This is a genomic window from Cedecea neteri (assembly GCF_000758325.1).
Lineage (GTDB): Bacteria > Pseudomonadota > Gammaproteobacteria > Enterobacterales > Enterobacteriaceae > Cedecea > Cedecea neteri_B.
Genome location: NZ_CP009459.1, coordinates 1923847 through 1947627, shown reverse-complemented (window position 1 = coordinate 1947627; position 23781 = coordinate 1923847). Strand labels below are relative to the sequence as shown.

Sequence of the window (23781 nt, the reverse complement as noted above, 5' to 3'; positions counted from 1 at the left end):
CGCGGCTTTTTTATTTCAGCAACTCATCAGATGCTGAAGGAGGAACCACACCCGCAGGTGCTTTTCGCGTTCGGGTTAGTCACCACGAAGCGGGAGCCTTCCAGGCCTTCGCTGTAATCCACCGCGCCACCGACCAGATATTGCAGACTCATTGGATCCACAACCAGAGCAACGCCCTGCTTCTCGATGGTCATGTCGCCGTCGTTGATCTGGTCGTCAAAGGTAAAACCATACTGGAAGCCGCTGCAACCACCACCGGTGATATAGACGCGAAGTTTCAGATTCGGGTTCTCTTCGTCTGCAATCAAACTTTTCACTTTATTGGCTGCGGCTTCGGTAAACTGCAGCGGCAGCGCTACTACGTCATCACTCATTTTTTGCTCCCAACAATTAACAAGCCGGGCAGAAAACAACCCGCACTTTTGCGGCATTATCTAATACCCGAGTAATTCGTTCAAGTATTCTGCCCGGCGGAAGCCTGCTCGCCCGCTCGCGCTTTCTCAGCTTCTTGTTTTGCCAGAGTTCTTGCCAGAATCACCGAGTATAGCGGTTTCCCGCCCAAAAATTGTGCCAACAGTGTCGCCCCAAGACAGGTGATAATCATTGGCAGAATGAGCTGGTAATTATCCGTCATCTCAAGCACCAGCACGATAGCGGTGAGCGGCGCACGCAATGAGGCCGCGAGCAGCGCCCCCATTCCCGCAATCGCAAAAGTGCCCATATCAAGATGATACGCGGGGAACCAGGCGGCACAAGCCGTGCCATACGCGGTGCCAAGCAGCGTGCCCAGCGCCAGCATCGGGGCGAAAATACCGCCCGGTGCGCCGGAGGAGAAACAGAGTAAAGTGGTGATGACCCGAGCGATGAACAGGAACAGCAGCATGCCGATGGTGTAATTCCCCACGGCCGCAATCGGGATAAGGTTAAACCCGCCGCCGGACGCCGCCTGCTGAATAAGCCCCAGCACACCGCAAAGCCCGCCAATCAGCCCGCCGATCAGCACCCACTTCTTAATGTTGCCGCCGTGAATGCGCTGGAACATATCCTGAGCACCGATCACCAGCCGGTTAAACACCACGCCGACAATGCCAAAAATCATGCCGAGAATCAGATACAGCCAGAGCGTGTTGACCGGCGCATCCGCCAGCTTGCCAACCTGAATCACCGTGGTTTCGGTATTAAAGATCCGGAACACGATGCTCGACATAATCACGCCGATAAATACCGCTTTTATCGAAATCAGGTTATAGCGAAACTGGGTACGCATCTCTTCGATGATAAACAGGATCCCGGCCAGCGGCGCATTAAATGCCGCAGACAGCCCGGCAGCAGCGCCGGTTGCCAGCAGCGAATGACGAGCCTCCGCACTTTTCATGCGGAAGATGTCCGTCACCATTCGCCCGATGTTACCGCCAAGCTGTACGGTAGGCCCTTCACGCCCCAGCACCATTCCCGCGCCGAGCGTGCCCATCCCGCCGATGAATTTCACCGGGATCACGCGCCACCAGCGCACTGGCCGCAAATCCTCCAGTGCCCCTTCGATTTCAGGAATGCCCGACCCACCGGCTTCAGGCGCGAAACGACGCACCAAAAAATAGCCCACCATCGCCAGCAGCGCCGAGCTGATAAACGCCAGCGGCCACACCAGCCAGGCGCTGTCCGCGACCTGCGCCAGCATACCGATGCGGTGCTGAAGCACCCAGTTAACCGACTTCTCAAACGCCACGCCGACCAGGCCCGCCAGCGTGCCAACCACCGCGGCCATCAGCAAAATCATTAGCGGCATTTTATCCTGGCCAATCAGGCGACGCAGAATAGCCCCGCGACGCTGTTGGACGCTTTGCGCCTGATCGAGAGAGTTATGGGCTAAATTCATGGGTTCTAACCGTTTAGTCATACAAATAAGGCGGGCATTTTACCCACAGAAAAGACCTTCGTCTTATTAAATTAGCTAATAAACCGTAACGTTTGATTTGGGCAAATATTTCAACGCGGGGCAGGTTTCACATAGAATAGCCCGCTGTCACCATTTCCACGAATCAGGAGCCGATTCATGAGTAAGTCTGAAAACCTGTACGCCGCAGCCCGCCAGGTCATTCCCGGCGGCGTTAACTCTCCGGTACGCGCCTTTACCGGCGTAGGCGGAGTGCCTCTGTTTATCGAGCGTGCGGACGGGGCTTACCTGTATGACGCAGACGGTAAAGCCTATATCGATTACGTTGGCTCATGGGGCCCAATGGTGCTCGGCCACAACCACCCGGCGATCCGCAATGCGGTTATCGAAGCCGTTGAGCGCGGCCTGAGCTTTGGCGCGCCAACCGAAATGGAAGTGAAAATGGCGGAGCTGGTTTGTGAGCTGGTGCCCACCATGGATATGGTTCGCATGGTGAACTCCGGTACCGAAGCCACCATGAGCGCTATCCGCCTGGCTCGCGGCTACACCGGCCGGGATAAAATCATCAAGTTCGAAGGCTGCTACCACGGCCACGCGGATTGCCTGCTGGTGAAAGCCGGTTCCGGTGCGCTGACTCTCGGCCAGCCGAACTCTCCGGGCGTGCCGGCTGACTTTGCGAAGCACACGTTGACCTGCACCTATAACGACCTGGCCTCCGTGCGCGAAGCCTTCGAGCAATATCCTCAGGATGTGGCCTGTATCATCGTTGAACCCGTCGCAGGCAACATGAACTGCATTCCTCCACACGCGGACTTCCTGCCGGGCCTGCGCGCGCTGTGTGACGAATTCGGCGCACTGCTGATCATCGATGAAGTGATGACCGGCTTCCGCGTGGCGCTGGCGGGCGCTCAGTCTTACTACGACGTCGAGCCGGACCTGACCTGCCTCGGCAAAATCATCGGCGGCGGCATGCCGGTCGGCGCCTTCGGCGGCCGTAGCGAAATCATGGATGCGCTGGCACCAACCGGCCCGGTTTACCAGGCTGGCACGCTCTCCGGTAACCCTATCGCCATGGCGGCGGGCTTCGCCTGCCTGACAGAAGTGTCACAACCAGGCATCCACCAGACCCTGACCGAGCTGACAGAAATGCTGGCTAACGGCCTGTTGAGTGCGGCGAAAGCAGAAAACATCCCGCTGGTGGTGAATAACGTCGGCGGCATGTTCGGCCTGTTCTTCACCGATGCCGAAACCGTCACCTGCTATAAAGATGTGGTTGCGTGCGACGTGGAGCGCTTCAAGCGCTTCTTCCACCTGATGCTGGAAGAAGGGGTATACCTTGCGCCGTCAGCGTTTGAGGCGGGCTTTATGTCCGTGGCGCATAGCAAAGAAGATATTCAGCGGACCATCGACGCGGCACGTCGCGTGTTTGCGAAGCTGTAATTTTTTACCCTCACCCCGGCCCTCTCCCTGTAAGGGAGAGGGAGAAAACAGCAGATTTATGCTCTTTTCAGTTCCCTCTCCCCTATGGGGAAGGGGAAAGTCACTGATTTATGCTCTTTCCAGTTCCCTCTCCCCTTTGGGAAGGGGAAAGTAACTGATTTATGCTCTGTCCAGTTCTATCTCCCCTTTGGGAAGGGGAAAGTAACTGATTTATGCTCTGTCCAGTTCCCTCTCCCCTTTGGGGAGAGGGTTAGGGTGAGGGGCTACCGCCCCTGCTTTCTCAGCAAATAAACGAAATAAGGCGCACCGATAAACGTCGCCAGCAGCCCCGCCGGCACCTGATTCGGGAACAGGATCATCCTGCCGCACCAGTCCGCCAGAATCATTAACATCCCACCAAAAATCCCGGCCATCGCTATCTGCGGCATTGCCCTGCGGAACCCAAGCATGCGAGCAATATGCGGCGCCATCAACCCGACAAAGCTCAGCGGGCCGACGATTAACGTCGCCGTGGCGGTAAGCGTTGCCGCCAGCAACAGCAGCGCAAAGCGCGATGGCGTTAACGCCATTCCCACCGCCCGAGCAGTGGCGCCGCCCAGCGGTAAAATCACCAGCCACCGGCGCAGCAGCGGCGTAATGGCTAACAGCGCGACCATGACAACCAGCGTTCTGACCGCCTGCTCGCCTGTAACGTTATACGTCGAGCCAGAAATCCAGGTCAGCAGCGTTGCCATACGCGGATCCCCGCTTGCCATCAGCATCATCAGCAGCATGGTAAAGGCGGTGCTGAGCGCCATGCCGGCCAACAGCATACGCTGAGGTGAAAACCCGCCTCGTCCGGCAGCCATCATGATGATCAGCAGCGTCACCGCCGCCCCAAGACTGCCTGCAGGCAATAGCCAGACAAACGCATTCCCCGGCACAATAAACAACATCAGCACCACGCCGAAGGCTGCGCCAGAGCTAATACCCAAGACTTCCGGGCTGGCCATCGCATTGCCGGTTAACCGCTGGATCAGGCAGCCCGCAACCGCCAGCATCACGCCCGCGGTCAAAGCCGCCATAACGCGCGGCCAGCGCCACGGCAGCACATCGTCAAAGAGCGCACCACTTAGCCAGCGCCAGCCATCAGCATCACGTCCCAACGCCAGCGCCGCGGCAATCACCAGCAGCAGAATGCCAAGTCCCGTGGCCACCCAAAGCAGCACACGCTGGCGTTCAGCCTGAACGTGGTCTCCGGCGCTCATGGACGGCGCCCCGCTGGTACGCAGACGCGGCAGTAGCCACAGCAGGATAGGTGCGCCAATCAGCGCGGTGACCGTCCCGGTTGAGACTTCGCCCCACACGCTGGAAAGCCAGACCACAACCTGGTCAGACAGCCAGAGAATCAGCGCCCCAATGAGCGGGGCCAGGAACAAACGAGCGGCCAGGCGTCTGGCACCCAGCATTTTTGCCAGCAGCGGCGCAAATAGCCCGATAAAACCGACGATCCCAACCGCATTAACCAACTGAGCGCTGATCACAATCGCCAGCGCCAGCGTCACCAGACGTACCAGAGAAAGCGCCAGGCCCAGATTACGCGCTACGCCATCGTCCAGCCCCATCAGCGTCAACGGACGCAGCAGCAACAGCGTTAGCAGCAGACCGCCCAGCAGACGTGGCCAAAGACTTTCAACGCTGCTCCAGTCCTGCTGATTCAGTGACCCGGTGCTCCAGAGGAACATATTCTGGAGTTGATCATGGTGGAAGATCGCCAGCAGTTGGTTGACCGCCCCGCAATAAAGGCTCAGCACCAGGCCCGCAAGAATCAGCGTGACCGGCGACATCCGCTTGCCCCAGGCAACGCCAAAGACGAGCAGGCCAACGACCGCCGCACCAATCAGCGCTGCAAACGGCTGAGCAGCCAGCGGCAGCACCCAAAGCGTGGCAAACGTAACGCCAAGCTGAGCCCCGCTGGCTACGCCAAGCGTTGTAGGCTCCGCCAGCGGATTGCGCAGAACCTGCTGGAACAGCACGCCGACGAGTCCCAATCCGGCCCCGACCAACAGCGATATTGCGAGACGCGGCAGCAGGCTGAAGTGAAACAGCATCTGCTGCACATTGTCGATGTCCGGCTCGACAAAAGCGCTGCGCCACTGCGAGGAGGGTAAGACGCCATGCATGTTATGCAGCGTCAGCCACAGCGCACAGACAAACAGCACCAGCAGCAGGCTGGCGGGGAAAATAACGTGACGTTTCATCAGGCCAGGCTCCTCAGGCCATCGTCCAGCACGCGGGCAAAGTGCATCGCCGACATCGTCGTGCCATACAGCCAGACGGCGGGAACTTGCTGAAAACGGTTCTGGCGGATAAACGGCATCGCTTTCCACAGCGGCGTGGCCGTTACCTGGCGGGCTACCGCTTCGTTTTTATGGTCGAAGCACAGCACATCGGCGTCTTTGATCGCCGCCAGGCGTTCAATTCCGACAACGGCTGTTCCCCAGAAATTCGTCTCATCTTGCCAGGCATTCTTCACCCCCAGCAGATCCATCACCTGCTGGAACAGGCTGTGCTTGCCCACCACCAGCGCATGGCGATTATCCAAGAATGACATCAGCAGCACCGGGCGGTTGCCGCGCGCGGCAAAGCGAGGCTTCATGCTGGCAATAAACGCATCAAATTCGGCCAGATGCCGACTGGCTGCCTGCTGCATGCCCAGCGTATCACCCAGCTGAATAAGCGATTTACGCGCAATCTCCAGCGGTTTACCGGAGCCATCGTTAAAATTGAACCCAAGCCCTGGTGCGATACGGGTGATTTTTTCTGGTGAAGGGCCGTAGCCCGCAGAATAGAGAATCAGAGATGGTTTTAGCTGCGCCATCAGCTCGAGGTTAGGCTCTGTGCGCAGGCCAACGTCAATCACGCCTGCCGGCAGCTTAGGTTCGTTCACCCAGATTTGGTAATTAGGGATGTCGGCGACGGCCATCGGCGTGACGCCGAGCGCCATCATCAGCTCAACGGGCAGCCACTCCAGGGCGATGATACGTTTTGCATCCGGCACCGCCGCCTGCGCGGCAGGTAATTTTAGCAGCAGCGGTGAAAGCGCCATCGCCGCCAGAAGGCGGCGACGGGTCAAAAGAAAGTCATTCATACGGCTCATCAATAAACAAAACTCACCGGCGCAGCCCCCGCCGGGTGCGGCAGGATGCCCATCGGAATACCGTAGATATGCTCGAGCGTATCGCTCTGCATTAAGGCTTCCGGCGTCCCCTGCGCGATCATTTCGCCACCGCGCAGTGCCACCAGGTTGTCGCAGTACCGCGCAGCCATATTGATGTCGTGCAGAACGGCAACCACCGTCAGGCCTCGCTCCTGGCTAAGACGATGGATCAGCGCCAGCACGTCCACCTGATGAGCGATATCCAGCGCAGACGTTGGCTCATCCAGCAGCAGACAGCGGCTATCCTGCGCCACCAGCATGGCGATCCATGCCCGCTGGCGCTCGCCGCCGGATAGACTATCCACCAGGCGATGCGCAAACGGCTTCAGCCCCACCAGACTGATTGCCTCATCCACCAGTTCACGGTCAGCCACCCCAAAGCGCCCTAACGCCCCGTGCCACGGATAACGGCCAATCGCTACCAGCTCACGTACCGTCATGCCCTCAGCGGCAGGAAGCTGCTGAGGAAGATAGGCCACCTGCCGGGCAAAAGCTTTGCTGCCCCAGCTATCCAGCGGCTGTGAGTTCAGCAGAATTTCACCCTCAGAAGGTTTCTGGTGACGACCCAGCATTTTCAGCAGCGTCGATTTACCGGAGCCGTTATGGCCAATCAGGCCAGTAACTTTGCCCACCGGGAAGGTGATAGACAGCGGATGGAGTAGCGTGCGGCCAGGCACGCGAAACGTGACATCAGTGAGGCTAAAAGTCGTGTCCGGATGAAGCTGTTTATCCTGCATGGTAGCCATCTTAGTGAAGGGCACGGCGAACCGTGCCCGGGAGACAAGTTAGAAGCGGAAGGTCGCAGTAGCAACCACCTGACGCTCAGCGCCCCAGAAGCAACCATAGGTTGCGAAGCAGCTGGCAACGTATTCGCGGTCGAGCAGGTTGTTCACGTTGACCGCAATGCTGGAGCCGTTCAGCCCGAAGCGACCGAGGTCATACTTCACGACTGCATCCATCACCGCAGCGCTGCCCACTTTGAAGGTGTTAGCCGGGTCGCCGTAGCTGGAGCCAAGGAAACGACCGCCGGTACCCAACGTCAGGCCACTCAGCACGCCGCTGTTGAAGGTGTAATCCCCCCACAGGGAAGCCATGTGCGCAGGAACCTGCTCAGGCGTTTTGTTTTCAAGCGTCGAGTCTTTGGTGTATTTCGCATCCGTATAGGTGTAGGACGCAGTAACGTTGATATTGGCATTCAGCGCCGCTTTCGCCTCCAGCTCTACGCCGCGTGAACGAATCTCGCCGCCCTGGATGGAAGAAAAACCGTGTGAGGTATCAGGATCTGACATCAGATTATTGGTTTTGGTCAGCTGGTAGACCGCCCCTGTAATCACAACTGGCATATCCTTCGGTACATACTTCACGCCGGCTTCATACTGGCGACCTTTAGAAGGTTTGAAAGTATTGCCGTAGAAATCTGCGCCGGAGTTTGGTTCGAAGGATTCGCTGTAGCTGACGTACGGTGTAATACCGTTATCAAACAGGTAGTTTAAGCCTGCACGACCTGTGAACTGGTTATCACTACGCTCGGTGTAATTGTTGGCCTGGTAAGCTCGGGTCGACTGAGTCAGCCAGTCATAACGTCCACCCATTGTCAGGACAAACTTGTTCCACTCGGCCTGATCCTGAACATAAATACCGGTCTGCTTCTGCTTGTTCTGCTGGTAAGGGGCCGCATCGCCAAAATCAAAGTCACTGTAAACCGGATTATAAAGATCCAACTGCGGCGCGCTACCGAAGGTCGCATTAATGTCATTTCGCATGCGCTGGAAATCAACACCCGTCAGCAGAGTATGCTCAACATCAGCGGTAGAGAATTTACTTTCTAGCTGGGTATCAACCGCAAAGTTATGCAGTTTTTCGTTATCCACAACGGTACCGCGGTTAAGCATATAGCCCGTCGAGTCGACGCCTGTGCCATAAACGCTTTTCTGCGAGGTTTTGGATTCGGTATAGCGAAGGTTCTGACGCACGGTAAAGGTGTCGTTAAAGCCATGTTCAAAGCTATACCCCACCATTTTGTGGGACAGGGAATAGGTATTGTTATTAGCACCTTCGTTGAAATCGGTGCTCAGGCGCTTGCCGTTTGGCAGAGGCTGAACTGTCCCCTCCTTCGGCAACCAACCGTAATAACCCGTTTCTGGCTGATTCTGGAAATCAGACAAGAAGGTAAAGTTAGTTTTGTCGTCCGGGCGCCAGGAGAAAGATGGCGCAATCGCGTAACGCTTCTGTTTCGCATCACGCTGCTGGTCATCGTTAGAACGCGCCACGCCGGTCAGACGGTAAGAGTAAACGCCGGCATCATCCAGCGCATCGCTGAAATCGAAACCAGTCTGGTACAGGTTATCTGTACCCATTTTAAACTGCACTTCACGCAGCGGTTCAGTGGTTGGACGCTTGCTAACCATTGAGATAATACCGCCAGGGCTGCTTTTGCCGTACAGCACGGACGTTGGGCCGCGCATCAGCTCCACGCGCTCCAGCATATAAGGGTCGATGATAACTTCGTTATAGAAATCACCCTGCAGCTTTAAACCGTCCAGATAGTTGTTCTGGTTCACCGAACCAAAGCCGCGAATTTTTACAGCATCATAGGTATTTGAAGCACCACGAGTCGAAACTGTGATACCCGGCGTATAGCCCAACGCTTCTTTTACGGACTGGAATTGATGCATCTGCATCTCTTCGCTGGTCACCACCGAAATAGACTGCGGGGTCTTTTCAATCGGGGTATCGGTTTTGGTCGCCGTGGCGCTGCGTTTAGCGGCGATGGTTGGCGATGGCCCCCATGCGCTTTCGGCAGGCACTGCGGCGGCTGAAACGGTAATAGTGTCTTCTTTTTTGGTCGTGCCGGTGTCCGCCGCGAAGCTATTAACGCTGACGGTACCCACCGCCGCCGCTACAAACAGAGCAAGCTTACGAACAGGGTTTTTGGCTGGCTGACCTGGGAGTGAACGCGCCATGATATTTTCTCTGGTGAAATGGTAAATGATAACGTAAACGATAATTATTATTATGCCCGCAGGATAATAGACGAAACGCTGGCTGCATAGCAAGCACCTCACACCCTCAGGCTTATTAAGGGAATAAGAAATAACCAGATGGTTTATAGGGTGTTAATTGGGCGTGAAATTTAAGATAAGAAACGCGTTGTGGCGGGTAAAAAAGGCGAAAAAAAACCTCCCCCACTTAGGGAGAGGTTTATGAGTGATGCGAGGCTTAATTGCTGCCGAACATGTCCTTAATCCAGCCGGCAACGCCGTCGCTCTTCTGTTCCTGAGCGGGCTGTTGCTGCTGAGGCTGCTGCTGCGGTTGTTGCTGCGGCTGCTGGCCTGCTGGCGTCTGGCTGAACGGGTTAGCCGATTGCTCTTCCTGCTGGCTTTGCTGGCAAAGCGCACTCGGGTTCGTCGTCCAGACCGGCAGCACACGATCACCGCCGCCGCTACACATAAAGTAACCCGCGCTGTTGACGCCCATATCCACGATATCTTCCGGCTGGGTCAGATCCAGCGGGATAGGCGACTGGTTTGACAGATAACGCTGGTACAGCGACATAGCGCCGCTGGCACCGTACAGCTTGGTTGGCTGGTTGTTATCACGTCCTACCCAGGTAATGGTCACTTCACGGCCATCAACGCCGGCAAACCAGGTATCCACGTTGTTGTTGGTGGTCCCGGTTTTCCCGGCCAGATGCAAGTTCGGGTATTTCCCGCCCAGCGCACGACCCGTACCGCGAGCCACCACCTGCTGCATACCAAACAGCGTCAGATAAGCGGCCTGCGCAGGCACCGCCTGTTCCGCCTGTGGGAAGCTCTGATACAGCACGGTGCCGTCTTCAGCAATCACCGAACGCAGCGCGGAAAGCGTGGCGCGGTTCCCGCCGCTGGCAATCGTCTGGAACGCCTGTGCAACCTGGATAGGCGTCAGGTTCAGCGCCCCCAGAATCATCGCAGGCACCGGATTAAGCTGATCTTTGGGTACCCCAAGCTTGGTCCAGGTATCGGTAATGGCCGGGAGGCCCAGCGTCATCCCCAGATTTACGGTTGGCACGTTCATCGAACGCGTCAGGGCATCCACCAGCATCACTTGCCCGCTGTACTGGTGGTTATCGTTCTGCGGTGACCAGACCTGGCCATTCGACAGTTTGATGCCAATTGGGGCATCGGCAAGCCAGGTGTTCAGGCGGAACTTGTCCGGCTGGCTCAGTGCCGTCAGGTAAGTAGCCGGTTTTGCCAGCGAGCCAATGGAGCGACGAGCCTGCAGCGCACGGTTAAAGCCCGCAAACTGCGGTTCCGCGCCGCCGACGACCGCGCGAACTTCACCGGTAAAGCGGTCAACAATGACCATCGCCGCTTCCAGATCGTTCAGCTTACGGGAAGCGCGCAGCACCGGGACGCCTTCGGTCACCGCTTTTTCTGCCGCATCCTGAGACACGGAATCAAAGGTGGTGAAAATCTTCACGCCGGACAGGTCTTTCACCTTGTCGCCCAGCTTGTCCTGAAGCTCCTGACGCACCATCTGCATAAAGGCAGGCTGCGGAGAAATCACGCCGCCGCGAGGCTGCACGCCCAGAGGGCGCGCGCTCAGCATGTCGTACAGCTCCTGATCGATAACTTTCTGTTCCTGCAGCAGGCGCAGGACCAGGTTACGACGTTCAAGCGCCAGCTTCGGATTTCGCCACGGGTTATACAGCGAGGCACCTTTTACCATCCCCACCAGCAATGCCTGCTGGTCGAGGCTCAGCTCTTCCACCGGGCGGCCGAAGTAATAAAGGCTGGCCAGCGGGAAGCCACGAATCTGATCGTCGCCGCTCTGGCCGAGATACACCTCGTTCAGATACAGCTCAAGGATACGATCTTTGTCGTAGCGCGCATCCATGATCAGCGCCATGTAGGCTTCGTTGGCTTTACGCCACAGCGTACGCTGGTTGCTCAGGAAGAGGTTTTTCACCAGCTGCTGAGTCAGCGTACTGCCGCCCTGCACCGCTCGCCCGGCCGTCAGGTTAGCGACAACGGCGCGGCCAATAGAGTAAATGCTGATCCCGTCATGCTCGTAGAAATGGCGGTCTTCGGTCGCAATCAGCGTGTCCACCAGCAGATCCGGGAAGCCGGAACGCGGCACGAACAGGCGCTGTTCGCCGTTTGGCGAAGAAAGCATGGTGATCAGGCGCGGGTCGAGGCGGAAAATACCGAAGCTGCGGTTATTATCCATGTTCTGGATGGATTCCAGATGGCCACCGTCGAACACCAGGCGAGCGCGAATCTGCCCTTCTTTACCGTCCGGGAAGTCAAACGGGCGGCGAATCAGCTCGATGTTGTTCCCCTGCACGGTAAACTCGCCCGGACGCGTCATGCTCGACACTTGCCGGTACTGCGTCGCTTCCAGCAGCTTCACCATCTCCGCTTTGCTGTAAGGCATATCCGGCTCAAGGTTCACCATGCGGCCATAGACCGCCGCCGGAAGCTGCCAGACTTTGCCGTCAATGCGGCTGCGAATCTGCTGATCGAGGTACACGCCGTAAATAACCAGCCCCACAAAGAAGATGATCGCCAGCTTCACCAACAGCCAGAAGAAACGGCGTTTTTTCGACGGGCGGCCCGAGCCTTTCCCCTTACCTTTTCCTTTACGCGGCGGCATAGGTTCTTCGTCCTCGTAATCATCGTCTTCGTACTCGTCGTCATATTCCTCTTCCTTGAGTCGACGACGGCTCACCTTCTCTTTCGCCGGACGCGTTGGTTTTCCTTTACGTCCAATAGGCTCGCGGTCATTCCCCGCCATGCATCTTCTCCACAAAAGTTCAGGCGCAAAGGCCCGATTCTCCGTTCTTCCGCGTAATACGAAAGAAGAAATCTCTCAAAAAAACAGCCCGACATTCTTACTCAGAAAATCTTCTCGTGTTCCCCCTCTCCCTGTGGGAGAGGGCTGGGGTGAGGGCACCAGACAGTGCTCTCAGGAATACTTTTTCGTCCGGCGCGTCGGGGCAGTATTCGCCGGATCGTCCGGCCAGACGTGCTTCGGATAACGTCCCTTCATCTCTTTCTGCACTTCGCGCCAGGCCCCGTTCCAGAACGCCGTTAAGTCACGGGTGATCTGCAGCGGCCGCTGCGCCGGAGATAATAGCTCAAGCACCAGCGGAACGCGCCCCTCGGCGATGCAAGGTGTCTGTGCTTCACCAAACATTTCCTGGATACGCACCGCCAGCGCCGGCGGATTTTCGCTGTCGTAGCGAATCGCAATCTGGCTTCCGGTCGGCACAGTGTAATGAGTTGGCAGGGCACTATCCAGCCGTTGACGCATTGGCCAGTCAAGCAAGTTGCCCAGCGCCCGGCTAAGATCGATATTTTTCAACGCCCGTAGCGAATGCACGCCGCGCATTTCCGGCAGCAGCCAGTCTTCGAGCTTTGCCAGCAGGGAGTCATCGTCCACCGCAGGCCATTTCTGCTCCGGCAGCCAGCGGGCCGCGCAGGTCAGGCGCAACCGCAGTTGCTGAGCCGGAACGGACCACTCCAACAGCCCAAGCCCGCGTTCGCGAACGCCGTTTAAAATCGCCCGCTGCATTTCCTCTTCAGAAGGTTTCGCCAGCAGCTGAGTTTTCACCACTAACTTGCCGATTTGACGCCGCCGCCAGGCTTTTAACGCCCCTCGTTCTTCATCCCACTCCACCGAATCACTTTCCGTCAGCAGATGCGGGATACGCGCGACAAGCTCTTCGATATCCAGCGGCAGCGCCAGCAGAATGCGGGCATCCGGCGACTGGCTGCCCTGCAGCAAAAGCGGCGCTATCAGCCATTCATGCCGCGTCATGGCGTCATCCTGCTCCAGCATCGCGCCCATGCCGTTGGCTAACTGATAGCGGCCCTCGGCCCCGCGTCGCCGGGCGATACGATCGGCAAACCCGCTTGCCAGCAGCGGTATCGCTAACGAGATATCCGGCTCCCCGCTTCGGGCATTTATTCTTTTCAGCAACTGAGCTGCACGCTGCCGCCAGTTACCGTTCCTGCTGTCGAAAAGCGTTCGTAAATCACCGCCGCCCTGAGTCCGCGGCGGTTCTTCCAGGATTGCTGCAAGCCACGCGGCTGTGGCTTGCTCATCCGGCGTTTGGGCCGTCACCAGCATTGAGGCAAGGCGCGGGTCGTTGCCCATTTTCGCCATTTTTTGCCCTTCTGCCGTCAGGCGTTGCTGCTCGTCAACGGCACCTAGCTGACGTAGCAGACGCTGAGCTGCCGTAAGGTTTACCTCCGGCGGCACATCAAGCCAGGTTAGCTGACGCACGTCCTGGCAGCCCCATTGCAACAGTTCAAGCAGCAGGCCGGATAAATCGCTTTGTAAGATTTCCGGTTCACTCTGGGCCGCCGCACGCTCGGCCTGGTCAGCGGCGATCAGATGCAGGCAAATACCCGGCTCCAGACGCCCGGCGCGCCCGGCCCGCTGGGTCATTGAAGCCTGGCTTATGCGCTGAGTGACCAGCCGGGTCAGCCCGGTACGAGCGTCAAAACGTGCGACGCGCTCCTGCGCCGCATCCACCACCAGGCGGATACCTTCAATGGTCAAACTGGTCTCGGCAATGTTAGTCGCCAGGACCACCTTCCGGGTTCCCGCTGCGGCTGGCAAAATCGCTTTACGCTGCTCGCTCAGGGGTAAAGCACCGTACAGCGGGCATAGCTGAACATCGCTCGCCACTCGCTCTTTGAGTTGTTCCTGCACGCGCTGAATTTCACCCACGCCGGATAAAAACAGCAGCAGCGATCCTGACTCCTCACGCAGCAGAGCGGCCACGGCGGCGGCAACGGCCTCATCAAAGCGCTGATGCGCCGGCAGAGCCATGTAGCGGCGCTCAACCGGGAAAGCGCGACCTTCTGAGGTGATTACCGGTGCATCCGGCAGGCATTGCTGCAGGCGCTGGTTGTCCAGCGTTGCCGACATAATCAGAATTTTAAGGTCATCGCGAAGCCCGGCCTGCACGTCCAGCAGCAGCGCGAGGGCGAGATCGGCCTGCAAACTGCGCTCGTGAAACTCATCGAGGATCACAAGCCCAATGCCGTTAAGCTCGGGATCCTGTTGGATCAAGCGCGTTAAAATCCCTTCGGTCACCACCTCAAGCCGGGTATTTGGCCCCACACAGCTGTCAGCTCGCATCCGGTAGCCAACGGTTTCACCCGGTTTTTCACCCAATAATTCGGCCAGCCGCTGAGCAACATTACGGGCGGCAAGGCGACGAGGTTCAAGCAGCAAAATGCGACCTTCCAGCTGACTCTGCTGAAGGATTTGCAGCGGCAGCCAGGTAGATTTACCTGCGCCGGTAGGGGCGTTGAGCAAAACTTGCGGGGCGTACTCGAGTGCTTTCAGCACTTCCGGCAGTACGGCCGCAACCGGTAATGAGGACACAAACGGCTCCAAAGGGTTAACATCGGCAGTCGCACATTGTAGCATCCCGCCAAACCATAACCGAGAGACAAGCATGGCCGAAAATCGACGCCTGTTTTTTGCCCTGACGTTACCGTCCGAGGTTCAGCAGCAAATTATTCACTGGCGAGCCGCCCAGTTCCCGGCGGATGCTGGCCGACCGGTAGCCGCGGCCAATCTGCACCTCACGCTGGCGTTTTTGGGGGATGTCTCAGACGAAAAACGCCAGGCACTGTGCCGCCTCGCCGGAAGAATTAGCCAGCCCGGCTTTACGCTACGCCTGGACGATGCCGGGCAATGGCTGCGCTCTAGCGTCGTATGGCTGGGGCCAAGGCAGGCGCCACGCGGCCTGTTGCAGTTGGCCAATATGTTACGCTCCCAGGCCGCTCGCAGCGGCTGCTATCAGTCTCCGCAGCCGTTTCATCCCCACGTGACGCTTTATCGCAATGCCATACGCTCAGTGGCGATCCCCGCGCCGGGCTTTAGCTGGCAATTTAAGGTGAATGAATTTTCGCTGTACGAGTCCCTTTTTGAACAGGGCAGAACCCGCCATCAGGCGCTGGAGCGCTGGTCGCTGACTAATAAGGAAGAGTAGATGGAGTTTTCACCCGCGCTGCAGCCCGCCACGCTGATTAAACGCTATAAACGCTTTCTGGCGGACGTAGTAACCGCCGAGGGCGAAACCATGACGCTGCATTGCCCCAATACCGGAGCAATGACCGGCTGCGCCACGCCGGGCGACACGGTCTGGTATTCCACATCGGCCAGCCCAACGCGCAAATACCCCCATACCTGGGAGCTTACTCAAACACAAAAGGGTGAGATAATTTGCGTCAATACGTTACGCGCAAACACTCTGGTCAGAGAGATGCTGACGACAACTCCTCCGACAGAACTGGCGGGCTACGACAGCCTTCAGGCCGAAGTAAAATACGGTGAAGAACGCAGCAGAATTGACTTTATGTTACAAGCGAGTAACAAGGTTAACTGCTATATTGAAGTGAAATCAGTCACGTTGCTCGAGCAGGATAAAGGCTATTTTCCCGATGCCGTTAGCCTGCGGGGCCAAAAGCATTTGAGAGAGTTGATGAATGTGGTTCAGCAAGGAGAGCGCGCGGTGCTACTGTTTGCGGTTTTACATTCTGCTATAAATAGCGTCTCGCCAGCCCGCCACATTGATGAGAAGTATGCGCGGCTGTTGACCGAGGCACAGCAGTGTGGGGTTGAAATTATCGCCTGGAAAGCAGAACTTTCTGCCGAGAGGATGACTCTAACTACGCCGTTGCCTGTCTATTTATAATCAGCATCTGGTTAAGGACAGATAACGTATTGTCTTTTTTATAGTCGGGTCGTTTCGCAAATAAGCTTTTCTTCACACGGTTGTCAAGAGAGGAGTTTATATAATTGCCAACCTGAAAAGCATCTGCTATTTATAGCGGCCTGATTTTACCCCGACAGGGGACCGATAAGTGCGTGTTAAGGAGAAGCAACATGCAAGAAGGGCAAAAGCGTAAAACGTCGTCCCTGAGTATTCTCGCCATCGCTGGGGTGGAGCCATACCAGGAGAAAACGGGCGAAGAGTACATGAACGAAGCCCAGCTGTCGCACTTCAAGCTTATTCTTGAAGCATGGCGTAATCAGCTCAGGGACGAGGTAGATCGCACCGTTTCGCACATGCAGGATGAAGCGGCTAACTTCCCGGACCCGGTAGACCGTGCGGCCCAGGAAGAAGAGTTCAGCCTTGAACTGCGTAACCGCGATCGTGAACGCAAACTGATCAAAAAGATCGAAAAAACGCTCAAGAAAGTGGAAGACGAAGATTTCGGCTACTGCGAATCCTGCGGTGTAGAAATCGGCATTCGTCGCCTTGAAGCACGTCCGACCGCTGATTTGTGTATCGACTGCAAAACGTTGGCAGAAATCCGCGAAAAACAGATGGCCGGCTAACGGCTCTCGGAAATGCCAGACCTCTATGGCGGGAGACTCTCCCGCCATATTACTTTATTGCACCCCAAAAAATGTCAGCTCAACTCTACATTGGCCGTTTTGCCCCCTCGCCTTCCGGGGAACTGCATTTTGGCTCACTGATTGCCGCTCTCGGCAGCTACCTTCAGGCTCGTGCTCAACAGGGTCGCTGGCTGGTACGCATCGAAGATATCGACCCTCCTCGCGAAGTGCCCGGCGCCGCCGATACCATCCTCAAACAGCTTGAGCATTACGGTCTGCACTGGGATGGCGACGTTCTGTGGCAGTCTCACCGCCATGAAGCCTACCGTGCCGCGCTGGACTGGCTCCAGCAGCAGGGGCTGAGCTACTACTGCACCTGCACCCGCAACCGTATTCAGCAGATCGGTGGTTTCTACGATGGACATTGCAGAACCCTTGGCAACGGACCACAAAACGCCGCAATGCGCCTGGTGCAAAACAACCCGGTTTTGAGCTTCCAGGACGGCCTGCGCGGGGAACTGCACGCCGATGAGGCCCTGGCGCGGGAAGATTTCATCATTCACCGCCGTGACGGCCTGTTCGCCTATAATCTTGCTGTCGTCGTGGATGACCATTTTCAGGGCGTGACGGAGATCGTACGCGGTGCAGATTTGATTGAACCGACGGTGCGGCAAATCTCGCTATACCAGCAGTTTGGCTGGCCCGCTCCCGGCTATATTCATCTGCCGCTGGCGCTCAACGAGCAGGGTTCTAAGCTTTCGAAACAGAATCACGCCCCCGCGCTGCCGCAGGGCGATCCTCGCCCGTTGCTGGTAGAAGCGCTGAGCTTTTTAAATCAACAAGTAGCGGACGGCTGGCAGGATCTGACGTTGGAAAGGTTGCTCGAGCAAGCCGTAATGAACTGGTCGCTTAATAATGTGCCGGTGAATACATCATTCTCAAATGCCCCACACTGAGCTATGATTAGCCGCTGTTTTTTTTGTCCCTATGATTGACACTGCCGAGGTGGACTATTTTTACCCGAGTCGCTAATTTTTGCCGCAAGGTGCTTAACCGCGATGACGTCGTGGTCGAGGAGACCGAAACTCTCCCGCACATTACTGTTATCCCGCGTGACCAGCACGCTATTTCCCGCAAAGATATCAGTGAAAATGCCCTCAAGGTGCTCTACCGTTTAAACAAAGCAGGCTACGAGGCCTACCTCGTCGGCGGCGGCGTTCGCGACCTGCTGCTGGGGAAAAAACCGAAAGATTTCGACGTCACCACCAGCGCGACGCCAGAACAAGTCCGCAAACTGTTCCGTAACTGCCGCCTGGTTGGCCGCCGTTTCCGCCTGGCTCACGTGATGTTCGGGCCAGAAATCATCGAAGTGGCCACCTTCCGCGGCCATCATGAAGAGCAGCAGTCTGCCGACCGTCAGACCTCGCAGCGTGGCCAGAACGGCATGCTGCTGCGCGATAACATCTTTGGCTCTATCGAAGAAGATGCTCAACGCCGCGACTTCACTATCAACAGTCTTTACTACAGCGTGGCCGATTTCTCCGTGCGGGATTACGTCGGCGGCCTGAACGATCTGAACAAAGGCATTATTCGCCTGATTGGCGATCCGGAAACGCGCTACCGCGAAGATCCGGTGCGAATGCTGCGCGCCGTGCGCTTTGCCGCCAAGCTGAATATGACCATCAGCCCGGAAACCGGCGAGCCGATCCCTCGCCTTGCCACGCTGCTGAACGATGTGCCCCCGGCGCGTCTGTTTGAAGAGTCGCTCAAACTTCTGCAGGCCGGATACGGGTTTGAAACCTACCAGCTGCTGCGTGAATATCAGCTCTTCCAGCCGCTGTTCCCGATTATCACCCGCTACTTCACCGAGCAGGGCGACAGCCCGATGGAGCGCATTATTGCGCTGGTGCTGAAGAACACCGATACCCGCATTCATAACGATATGCGCGTAAATCCGGCGTTCCTTTTTGCGGCGATGTTCTGGTATCCGCAGTTGGAAATGGCGCAAAAAATCGCCCAGGAAAGCGGCCTCGCCTACTACGACGCCTTTGCGCTGGCAATGAATGAAGTGCTGGATGAAGCCTGCCGTGCGCTGGCGATTCCAAAACGTATTACTACGCTGGTGCGTGACATCTGGGGCCTGCAGCTTCGTCTGTCCCGCCGCCAGGGTAAACGCGCCTGGAAGCTGATGGAGCATCCTAAGTTCCGGGCGTCTTACGATCTGCTGGCGCTGCGCGCGGAAGTCGAGAACAACCAGGAACTGCTGCGTCTGACCAAATGGTGGGGCGAGTTCCAGGTAGCTGCGCCGCCAATGCAAAAAGATATGCTGAACGACCTTGGCGATGAGCCTGCCGCACGCCGCCGTACCCGTCGTCCGCGCAAACGTGCGCCGCGCCGCGAAGGTAATTCATGACCCTCGCGTATATCGCGCTGGGCAGCAATCAGGCGTCGCCGCTGGAGCAGGTTTCATCTGCCCTTGACGCCCTGGCCGCCATTCCACAAAGCCGAATGGTGGCCACGTCTTCGTTTTATCGCACTCCCCCGCTTGGCCCACAGGATCAGCCAGATTATCTGAATGCTGCCGTGGTGCTGGACACCGGCCTGTCTGCAGAAGCCCTTCTGGACCATACTCAGCGTATTGAACTGGAGCATGGCCGCGTGCGCAAAGCAGAGCGCTGGGGGCCGCGGACGTTAGATCTCGATCTGATGCTGTTTGGCGATGAGGTGATGCACACCGAACGCCTGACTGTGCCTCATTACGACATGAAGAACCGCGCGTTTATGCTGGTTCCTCTGCTAGAAATAGCACCGGAATGCCGCTTTCCCGACGGGCAATCTGTTGCCGCGATACTGGCTAGCCTCTCCCAGGAGGGCATCACTCGCTGGTAAACAGCGCGCCCGTATCCTGTTCTAACCTTTCTCCGGGGATGATGATGAAACCCACTACCACCTCCACCCTGCGTAAGCTCAAGCAGGACAAAAAGAAATTCGCCACCCTTACCGCCTATGACTTTAGCTTCGCTAAGCTGTTTGCTGACGAAGGCGTCGGCGTTTTGCTGGTTGGCGATTCGCTGGGCATGACGGTGCAGGGCCACGACTCTACGCTGCCGGTCACGGTGGCAGACATTGCCTACCACACTCGTGCAGTTCGCCGCGGTGCACCAAACTGCCTGCTGCTGGCCGACCTGCCGTTTATGGCCTATGCCACGCCGGAGCAGGCATTTGCCAACTCCGCGGAGGTAATGCGCGCCGGGGCTAACATGGTGAAAATCGAAGGCGGACGCTGGCTGGCTGACACGGTGAAAATGCTGACGGAGCGCGCCGTTCCGGTTTGTGGCCATTTGGGGCTAACGCCGCAGTCGGTCAATATTTTTGGCGGTTATAAAGTGCAGGGCCGTGACGAGCAGGCCGCGCAAACGCTGCTGGACGATGCTTTGGCGCTGGAAGCCGCTGGCGCTCAGTTATTGGTGCTGGAATGCGTTCCCGTCGAGCTGGCTAAGCGCGTAACCGAAGCGCTTTCTATCCCGGTGATTGGCATCGGCGCGGGCAACGTCACGGACGGGCAGATTCTGGTCATGCATGATGCCTTCGGGATAACCGGCGGCCATATTCCTAAGTTTGCAAAGAATTTCCTCGCTGAGACCGGCGATATTCGCGCCGCGGTGCGCCAGTACATTAGTGAAGTCGAATCCGGCAGTTATCCGGGCAACGAACACAGTTTTTACTGACAGGAGACAGGTTGTGCTGATTATCGAAACGTTACCGCTGCTGCGCCAGCAGATTCGCCGCTGGCGTCAGGAAGGGAAACGCATTGCCCTGGTGCCGACCATGGGCAACCTGCACGATGGGCACATGACGCTGGTGGAAGAAGCCAAAGCCGTTGCTGATGTGGTCGTGGTCAGTATTTTCGTTAACCCGATGCAGTTTGACAGACCGGACGACTTAGCCCGCTACCCGCGCACACTGCAGGAAGATTGCGAAAAACTGAACCGCCGCAAGGTGGATATGGTCTTTGCCCCGGCGCCGGTTGACGTTTACCCTCAGGGCCTCGACACGCAAACCTTTGTGGATGTGCCAGGCATCTCCACTATGCTGGAAGGCGCCAGCCGCCCAGGGCATTTCCGTGGTGTATCCACCATCGTCAGCAAGCTGTTCAATCTCGTGCAGCCCGACGTCGCCTGTTTTGGCCAGAAGGATTATCAGCAGTTGGCGCTGATCCGCAAAATGGTCGCCGATATGGGTTACGACATTGAAATTGTTGGCGTGCCGACCGTGCGCGCAAAAGACGGTCTGGCGCTCAGCTCACGTAATGGTTACCTGACGGCGGATCAGCGTAAAATCGCCCCGGGATTAAGCAAGGTGATGAACGGCCTGGCTGACAAACTGCGCGGCGGCGACCGTGATACTGAAGAGATGCTGATTCTCGCGGCAACAGAACTGAACGAAAAAGGTTTCCGTTCAGATGACCTGCAAATCCGCGATGCGGACACTTTGTTGGAGCTGTCAGCGGAAAGCAAACGTGCGGTGATCCTGATGGCGGCCTGGCTCGGTCAGGCCCGACTGATTGATAACGTCACCGTCGATCTGGCGCAGTAGACAGCCCAAATAAAAAGGGCAATACTGCCTCGAATATCCACGGCGCGGGTGATATCCGCGCTTTTTAAGCCCAGTAACAAAGGTTCAAGTTTATGATTCGCACCATGCTGCAAGGCAAGTTACACCGCGTCAAAGTGACTCAGGCGGACTTGCATTACGAAGGCTCCTGCGCCATCGATCAGGACTTCCTTGAGGCGGCAGGCATTCTGGAATATGAAGCCATCGACATCTACAACGTCACCAACGGGAAGCGTTTCTCTACCTACGCTATCGCCGGTGAACGCGGCTCTAAAATCATCTCCGTCAACGGCGCGGCGGCACACTGCGCTGACGTCGGTGACATCCTGATTATCGCCAGCTACGTCACTATGCCGGATGAGCAAGCGCGCAGCTGGCAGCCGAAAGTGGCCTACTTTGACGGTGAGAATGAGATGAAACGTCTCGCAAAAGCCGTGCCGGTTCAGGTCGCCTAGCAACCGCCCCTCTCCCCACTCGGGAGAGGGAATTGGTTAGCTTACGACTCAGGCTGATTAGTAATCGTCCTCGACATCGTCTCCAGCGAATCTGTCCTCATAATATACAGCCGCTTCAGCAAGAACGGGTTGTCGCCCGGTTTCACCTTCCCACGCACCGTGGTTACCGCCATATGGAATCCTGCGTCGTTCGCCGCTTTCACCGCAACATCGTTATAGCCACCGAACGGATAGGACAGGTAAAGCACGTGCGGATTGAACTGCGACAGCGCGCGGCGCGAGTGCTCAAAATCAAACAGGATATTGTGGTAGCTGCGGCTCAGAAGAATCGGGCGGCGGTAGTTATCCACGCGATGCAGGAAATGCGTATGCGACTGAATATCGAACACGCTCTGAATCGCCTCCAGCTCAGAAATACTCATAAACTGCAGAGACTTTGGATTCCACGTCTGTGGATGGCGCTTAATGCGCGACGAGATAATGTAAGCCGTCGCTTTAAAGCCGTACTGTTTCAGAATCGGGAACGCGTAACGATAGACTGATTTCAACCCGTCATCGAAGGTGATCACCACCGAGCGAGCCGGGAGATTCATACGGTTACGCACGTAGCCTTCCAGCTGGTACATCGTTAGCGTGGTGTAGCCCATATCACGCAGCCAGGTCATCTGGTTGCTGAACGCCACCACCGAGGTTGTCGTCGACGTATGGCGGAAACGCGTATTTTCCTCATCACGCAGAATATGGTGATAGGTCAGAACCGGAATGCCGTTATCCGGCTGCGCGTCCAGGCTGCTGATGTAGCCCAGGCGGTTGCCGATGCGGATTTGGTACCAGGTCTGGTTCAGGCGATCTTTGAGCTTGCCGATGATCGGATAACGCAGGTTATCTGCCAGCGTGCCGAACACCGCTGACGAGGTTGCCGGCTCGCTATAGATAGCCACGTCACGGAAGGTGATCAAGTTTTGGTTACTCAACGGATTGTTGAGATCGCCCAATCGGTCTTCCACTCGCTGCTTGCCTTTGACGGGGCCAAGATGCGCCTTGTCGATAAACCCGGTCCCGAAGCCAAAATTAAACTCGTAGTAATCTGCGGGCGTCGGCACCACCGCCAGGATTTGCCCCTGGCCGATGCGGCCGACGGAAATCACATTATCACCAACCTGCGCCCAGATATCGGCATCTTCGGTGGTTTGCATGTATTGGGCGGGGGTGTCATGGCTACTGAGCAGGCTAGCCTGAGCAGTTCCGATGCTGATGACCAGCATGACGCAATAAACAAGGCGAGTTAACATGGCAAATTAGTCAGTTTTTGTCGGGAAGACGGAAGGAAGTCATTATTTTAGCAAAAGACAGAGGAATACCAACCTCAATAGAGACATACCCTTAATAATTGTGCAGCAATACAAACGGCGGATTCTTTTGCTGCTGATGCCAAAGGCTAGTCACCGCCTCCCCGCCCTGCTCCACAATAAGCTGCCGAAAGGCTTCGCTGGAGATATTTTCCCGCTGTTCACGCATCGCTAAAAGCAGCGGCAGCGTTACCCCGGCGATAACTTCGCAATGCTCATGCTTATGGTTCATCAATGCCGCAGCCCGGTAAGGTTCCGCCCCGGTGATATCGGTCAGAAAGATAACGCCATCACCCGAATCGCAGTGATGAAGAGCATCGCACATCATCCGGCTAAGCATATTGGTACTTAACCCGTGCCAGAAATTCACCGCACAGCACTGAGGCTGTGGCCCAAAACGCTGCTCGAGAGCATCCAGTATCTTTTGTGCGTAGTCGTCGTGTCCGGCAATGACCCAGCCAAGCATAAAGTCTCTCCTGT

20 protein-coding genes are annotated in these 23781 nt (G+C 56.9%); 10 read left to right on the top strand and 10 right to left on the bottom strand.

The window, feature by feature from the left end; translation table 11 throughout:
• Nucleotides 1-26 precede the first annotated feature (26 nt).
• Both erpA and clcA read right to left on the bottom strand, forming a co-directional pair.
• The gene (erpA, locus tag LH86_RS09180) at nucleotides 27-374 is read right to left on the bottom strand and encodes an iron-sulfur cluster insertion protein ErpA (protein ID WP_008456903.1); all 348 of its coding nucleotides are present in this window, start codon (nucleotides 372-374) and stop codon (nucleotides 27-29) included.
• A gap of 80 nt (nucleotides 375-454) precedes the next feature.
• A complete protein-coding gene (gene clcA / locus LH86_RS09175; protein ID WP_039300510.1) occupies nucleotides 455-1876 on the bottom strand; it encodes a H(+)/Cl(-) exchange transporter ClcA in 1422 nt (473 codons plus the stop codon).
• 177 nt (nucleotides 1877-2053) lie between these two features.
• On the opposite strand from clcA, the gene hemL reads away from it, so the two are divergent.
• Nucleotides 2054-3334, top strand: coding sequence for a glutamate-1-semialdehyde 2,1-aminomutase (gene hemL / locus LH86_RS09170; protein ID WP_039300507.1), 1281 nt, complete (start codon nucleotides 2054-2056; stop codon nucleotides 3332-3334).
• Between the two features lie 263 nt (nucleotides 3335-3597).
• Here hemL and fhuB read toward each other — a convergent pair whose 3' ends face one another.
• The 6 genes from fhuB to hrpB all read right to left on the bottom strand — a co-directional run bounded on the left by fhuB (nucleotide 3598) and on the right by hrpB (nucleotide 14918).
• Nucleotides 3598-5574 (bottom strand): Fe(3+)-hydroxamate ABC transporter permease FhuB, encoded by a 1977-nt coding sequence (fhuB, locus tag LH86_RS09165; RefSeq protein WP_419657016.1) that lies wholly within the window; start codon nucleotides 5572-5574, stop codon nucleotides 3598-3600.
• Entirely contained in the window at nucleotides 5574-6473 is a 900-nt protein-coding gene (fhuD, locus tag LH86_RS09160) for a Fe(3+)-hydroxamate ABC transporter substrate-binding protein FhuD (RefSeq protein WP_039300505.1), read from the bottom strand. The genes fhuB and fhuD overlap by 1 nt, the downstream gene beginning before the upstream one ends.
• Nucleotides 6473-7270, bottom strand: coding sequence for a Fe3+-hydroxamate ABC transporter ATP-binding protein FhuC (fhuC, locus tag LH86_RS09155; RefSeq protein ID WP_008460370.1), 798 nt, complete (start codon nucleotides 7268-7270; stop codon nucleotides 6473-6475). The genes fhuD and fhuC overlap by 1 nt, the downstream gene beginning before the upstream one ends.
• A 48-nt stretch (nucleotides 7271-7318) precedes the next feature.
• On the bottom strand, nucleotides 7319-9496 hold the full coding sequence (gene fhuA / locus LH86_RS09150; protein WP_039300502.1) for a ferrichrome porin FhuA: 2178 nt from the start codon (nucleotides 9494-9496) through the stop codon (nucleotides 7319-7321).
• Nucleotides 9497-9752: 256 nt separating this feature from the next.
• Complete coding sequence (mrcB, locus tag LH86_RS09145; RefSeq protein ID WP_039300499.1) at nucleotides 9753-12311, bottom strand: bifunctional glycosyl transferase/transpeptidase; 2559 nt, start codon at nucleotides 12309-12311, stop codon at nucleotides 9753-9755.
• A gap of 171 nt (nucleotides 12312-12482) precedes the next feature.
• Nucleotides 12483-14918 carry an ATP-dependent helicase HrpB gene (gene hrpB, locus LH86_RS09140; RefSeq protein WP_039306030.1) on the bottom strand — a complete coding sequence of 812 codons (2436 nt, stop codon included), beginning with the start codon at nucleotides 14916-14918 and terminating at the stop codon, nucleotides 12483-12485.
• Between the two features lie 73 nt (nucleotides 14919-14991).
• Between hrpB and thpR the strand changes: the two genes are divergently transcribed.
• The 9 genes from thpR (at nucleotide 14992) to panD (ending at nucleotide 21952) form a co-directional block, all read left to right on the top strand.
• Nucleotides 14992-15531: an RNA 2',3'-cyclic phosphodiesterase gene (gene thpR / locus LH86_RS09135; protein WP_039300496.1), complete on the top strand. Its 540-nt coding sequence runs from the start codon at nucleotides 14992-14994 to the stop codon at nucleotides 15529-15531.
• Nucleotides 15532-16236, top strand: a complete 705-nt coding sequence (gene sfsA, locus LH86_RS09130) for a DNA/RNA nuclease SfsA (protein WP_039300493.1) — start codon at nucleotides 15532-15534, stop codon at nucleotides 16234-16236. It abuts the gene before it with no gap.
• Nucleotides 16237-16427: 191 nt separating this feature from the next.
• Nucleotides 16428-16883 carry an RNA polymerase-binding protein DksA gene (dksA, locus tag LH86_RS09125; RefSeq protein WP_008460361.1) on the top strand — a complete coding sequence of 152 codons (456 nt, stop codon included), beginning with the start codon at nucleotides 16428-16430 and terminating at the stop codon, nucleotides 16881-16883.
• A 71-nt stretch (nucleotides 16884-16954) separates the two neighbouring features.
• Entirely contained in the window at nucleotides 16955-17839 is an 885-nt protein-coding gene (gene gluQRS / locus LH86_RS09120) for a tRNA glutamyl-Q(34) synthetase GluQRS (protein WP_039300489.1), read from the top strand.
• A gap of 56 nt (nucleotides 17840-17895) precedes the next feature.
• Nucleotides 17896-19296, top strand: a complete 1401-nt coding sequence (gene pcnB, locus LH86_RS09115; RefSeq protein ID WP_213715251.1) for a polynucleotide adenylyltransferase PcnB — start codon at nucleotides 17896-17898, stop codon at nucleotides 19294-19296.
• The gene (gene folK / locus LH86_RS09110; RefSeq protein WP_039300486.1) at nucleotides 19293-19772 is read left to right on the top strand and encodes a 2-amino-4-hydroxy-6-hydroxymethyldihydropteridine diphosphokinase; all 480 of its coding nucleotides are present in this window, start codon (nucleotides 19293-19295) and stop codon (nucleotides 19770-19772) included. The genes pcnB and folK overlap by 4 nt, the downstream gene beginning before the upstream one ends.
• Before the next feature lie 44 nt (nucleotides 19773-19816).
• A complete protein-coding gene (gene panB, locus LH86_RS09105) occupies nucleotides 19817-20611 on the top strand; it encodes a 3-methyl-2-oxobutanoate hydroxymethyltransferase (RefSeq protein WP_039300483.1) in 795 nt (264 codons plus the stop codon).
• A 13-nt stretch (nucleotides 20612-20624) separates the two neighbouring features.
• Nucleotides 20625-21479 carry a pantoate--beta-alanine ligase gene (gene panC, locus LH86_RS09100; protein WP_039300480.1) on the top strand — a complete coding sequence of 285 codons (855 nt, stop codon included), beginning with the start codon at nucleotides 20625-20627 and terminating at the stop codon, nucleotides 21477-21479.
• Between the two features lie 92 nt (nucleotides 21480-21571).
• Nucleotides 21572-21952 (top strand): aspartate 1-decarboxylase, encoded by a 381-nt coding sequence (gene panD / locus LH86_RS09095; protein WP_008461846.1) that lies wholly within the window; start codon nucleotides 21572-21574, stop codon nucleotides 21950-21952.
• Nucleotides 21953-21993: 41 nt separating this feature from the next.
• On the opposite strand, the gene LH86_RS09090 is transcribed toward panD, so the two are convergent.
• Nucleotides 21994-23244, bottom strand: a complete 1251-nt coding sequence (locus LH86_RS09090) for a polysaccharide deacetylase family protein (protein ID WP_039300476.1) — start codon at nucleotides 23242-23244, stop codon at nucleotides 21994-21996.
• A 91-nt stretch (nucleotides 23245-23335) separates the two neighbouring features.
• Nucleotides 23336-23767: a PTS sugar transporter subunit IIA gene (locus LH86_RS09085; protein WP_039300473.1), complete on the bottom strand. Its 432-nt coding sequence runs from the start codon at nucleotides 23765-23767 to the stop codon at nucleotides 23336-23338.
• Between the last annotated feature and the right edge of the window lie 14 nt (nucleotides 23768-23781).

Coding starts and splice junctions, on each gene's coding strand:
- sfsA (WP_039300493.1), top strand. CDS start 15,532: ATGGAGTTTTCACCCGCGCTGCAGCCCGCCACGCTGATTAAACGCTAT.
- folK (WP_039300486.1), top strand. CDS start 19,293: ATGACCCTCGCGTATATCGCGCTGGGCAGCAATCAGGCGTCGCCGCTG.
- fhuA (WP_039300502.1), bottom strand. CDS start 9,496: ATGGCGCGTTCACTCCCAGGTCAGCCAGCCAAAAACCCTGTTCGTAAG.
- gluQRS (WP_039300489.1), top strand. CDS start 16,955: ATGTCAGCTCAACTCTACATTGGCCGTTTTGCCCCCTCGCCTTCCGGG.
- hemL (WP_039300507.1), top strand. CDS start 2,054: ATGAGTAAGTCTGAAAACCTGTACGCCGCAGCCCGCCAGGTCATTCCC.
- fhuB (WP_419657016.1), bottom strand. CDS start 5,574: ATGAAACGTCACGTTATTTTCCCCGCCAGCCTGCTGCTGGTGCTGTTT.
- LH86_RS09085 (WP_039300473.1), bottom strand. CDS start 23,767: ATGCTTGGCTGGGTCATTGCCGGACACGACGACTACGCACAAAAGATA.
- thpR (WP_039300496.1), top strand. CDS start 14,992: ATGGCCGAAAATCGACGCCTGTTTTTTGCCCTGACGTTACCGTCCGAG.
- erpA (WP_008456903.1), bottom strand. CDS start 374: ATGAGTGATGACGTAGTAGCGCTGCCGCTGCAGTTTACCGAAGCCGCA.
- dksA (WP_008460361.1), top strand. CDS start 16,428: ATGCAAGAAGGGCAAAAGCGTAAAACGTCGTCCCTGAGTATTCTCGCC.
- panD (WP_008461846.1), top strand. CDS start 21,572: ATGATTCGCACCATGCTGCAAGGCAAGTTACACCGCGTCAAAGTGACT.
- clcA (WP_039300510.1), bottom strand. CDS start 1,876: ATGAATTTAGCCCATAACTCTCTCGATCAGGCGCAAAGCGTCCAACAG.
- fhuD (WP_039300505.1), bottom strand. CDS start 6,473: ATGAGCCGTATGAATGACTTTCTTTTGACCCGTCGCCGCCTTCTGGCG.
- LH86_RS09090 (WP_039300476.1), bottom strand. CDS start 23,244: ATGTTAACTCGCCTTGTTTATTGCGTCATGCTGGTCATCAGCATCGGA.
- panB (WP_039300483.1), top strand. CDS start 19,817: ATGAAACCCACTACCACCTCCACCCTGCGTAAGCTCAAGCAGGACAAA.
- fhuC (WP_008460370.1), bottom strand. CDS start 7,270: ATGCAGGATAAACAGCTTCATCCGGACACGACTTTTAGCCTCACTGAT.
- mrcB (WP_039300499.1), bottom strand. CDS start 12,311: ATGGCGGGGAATGACCGCGAGCCTATTGGACGTAAAGGAAAACCAACG.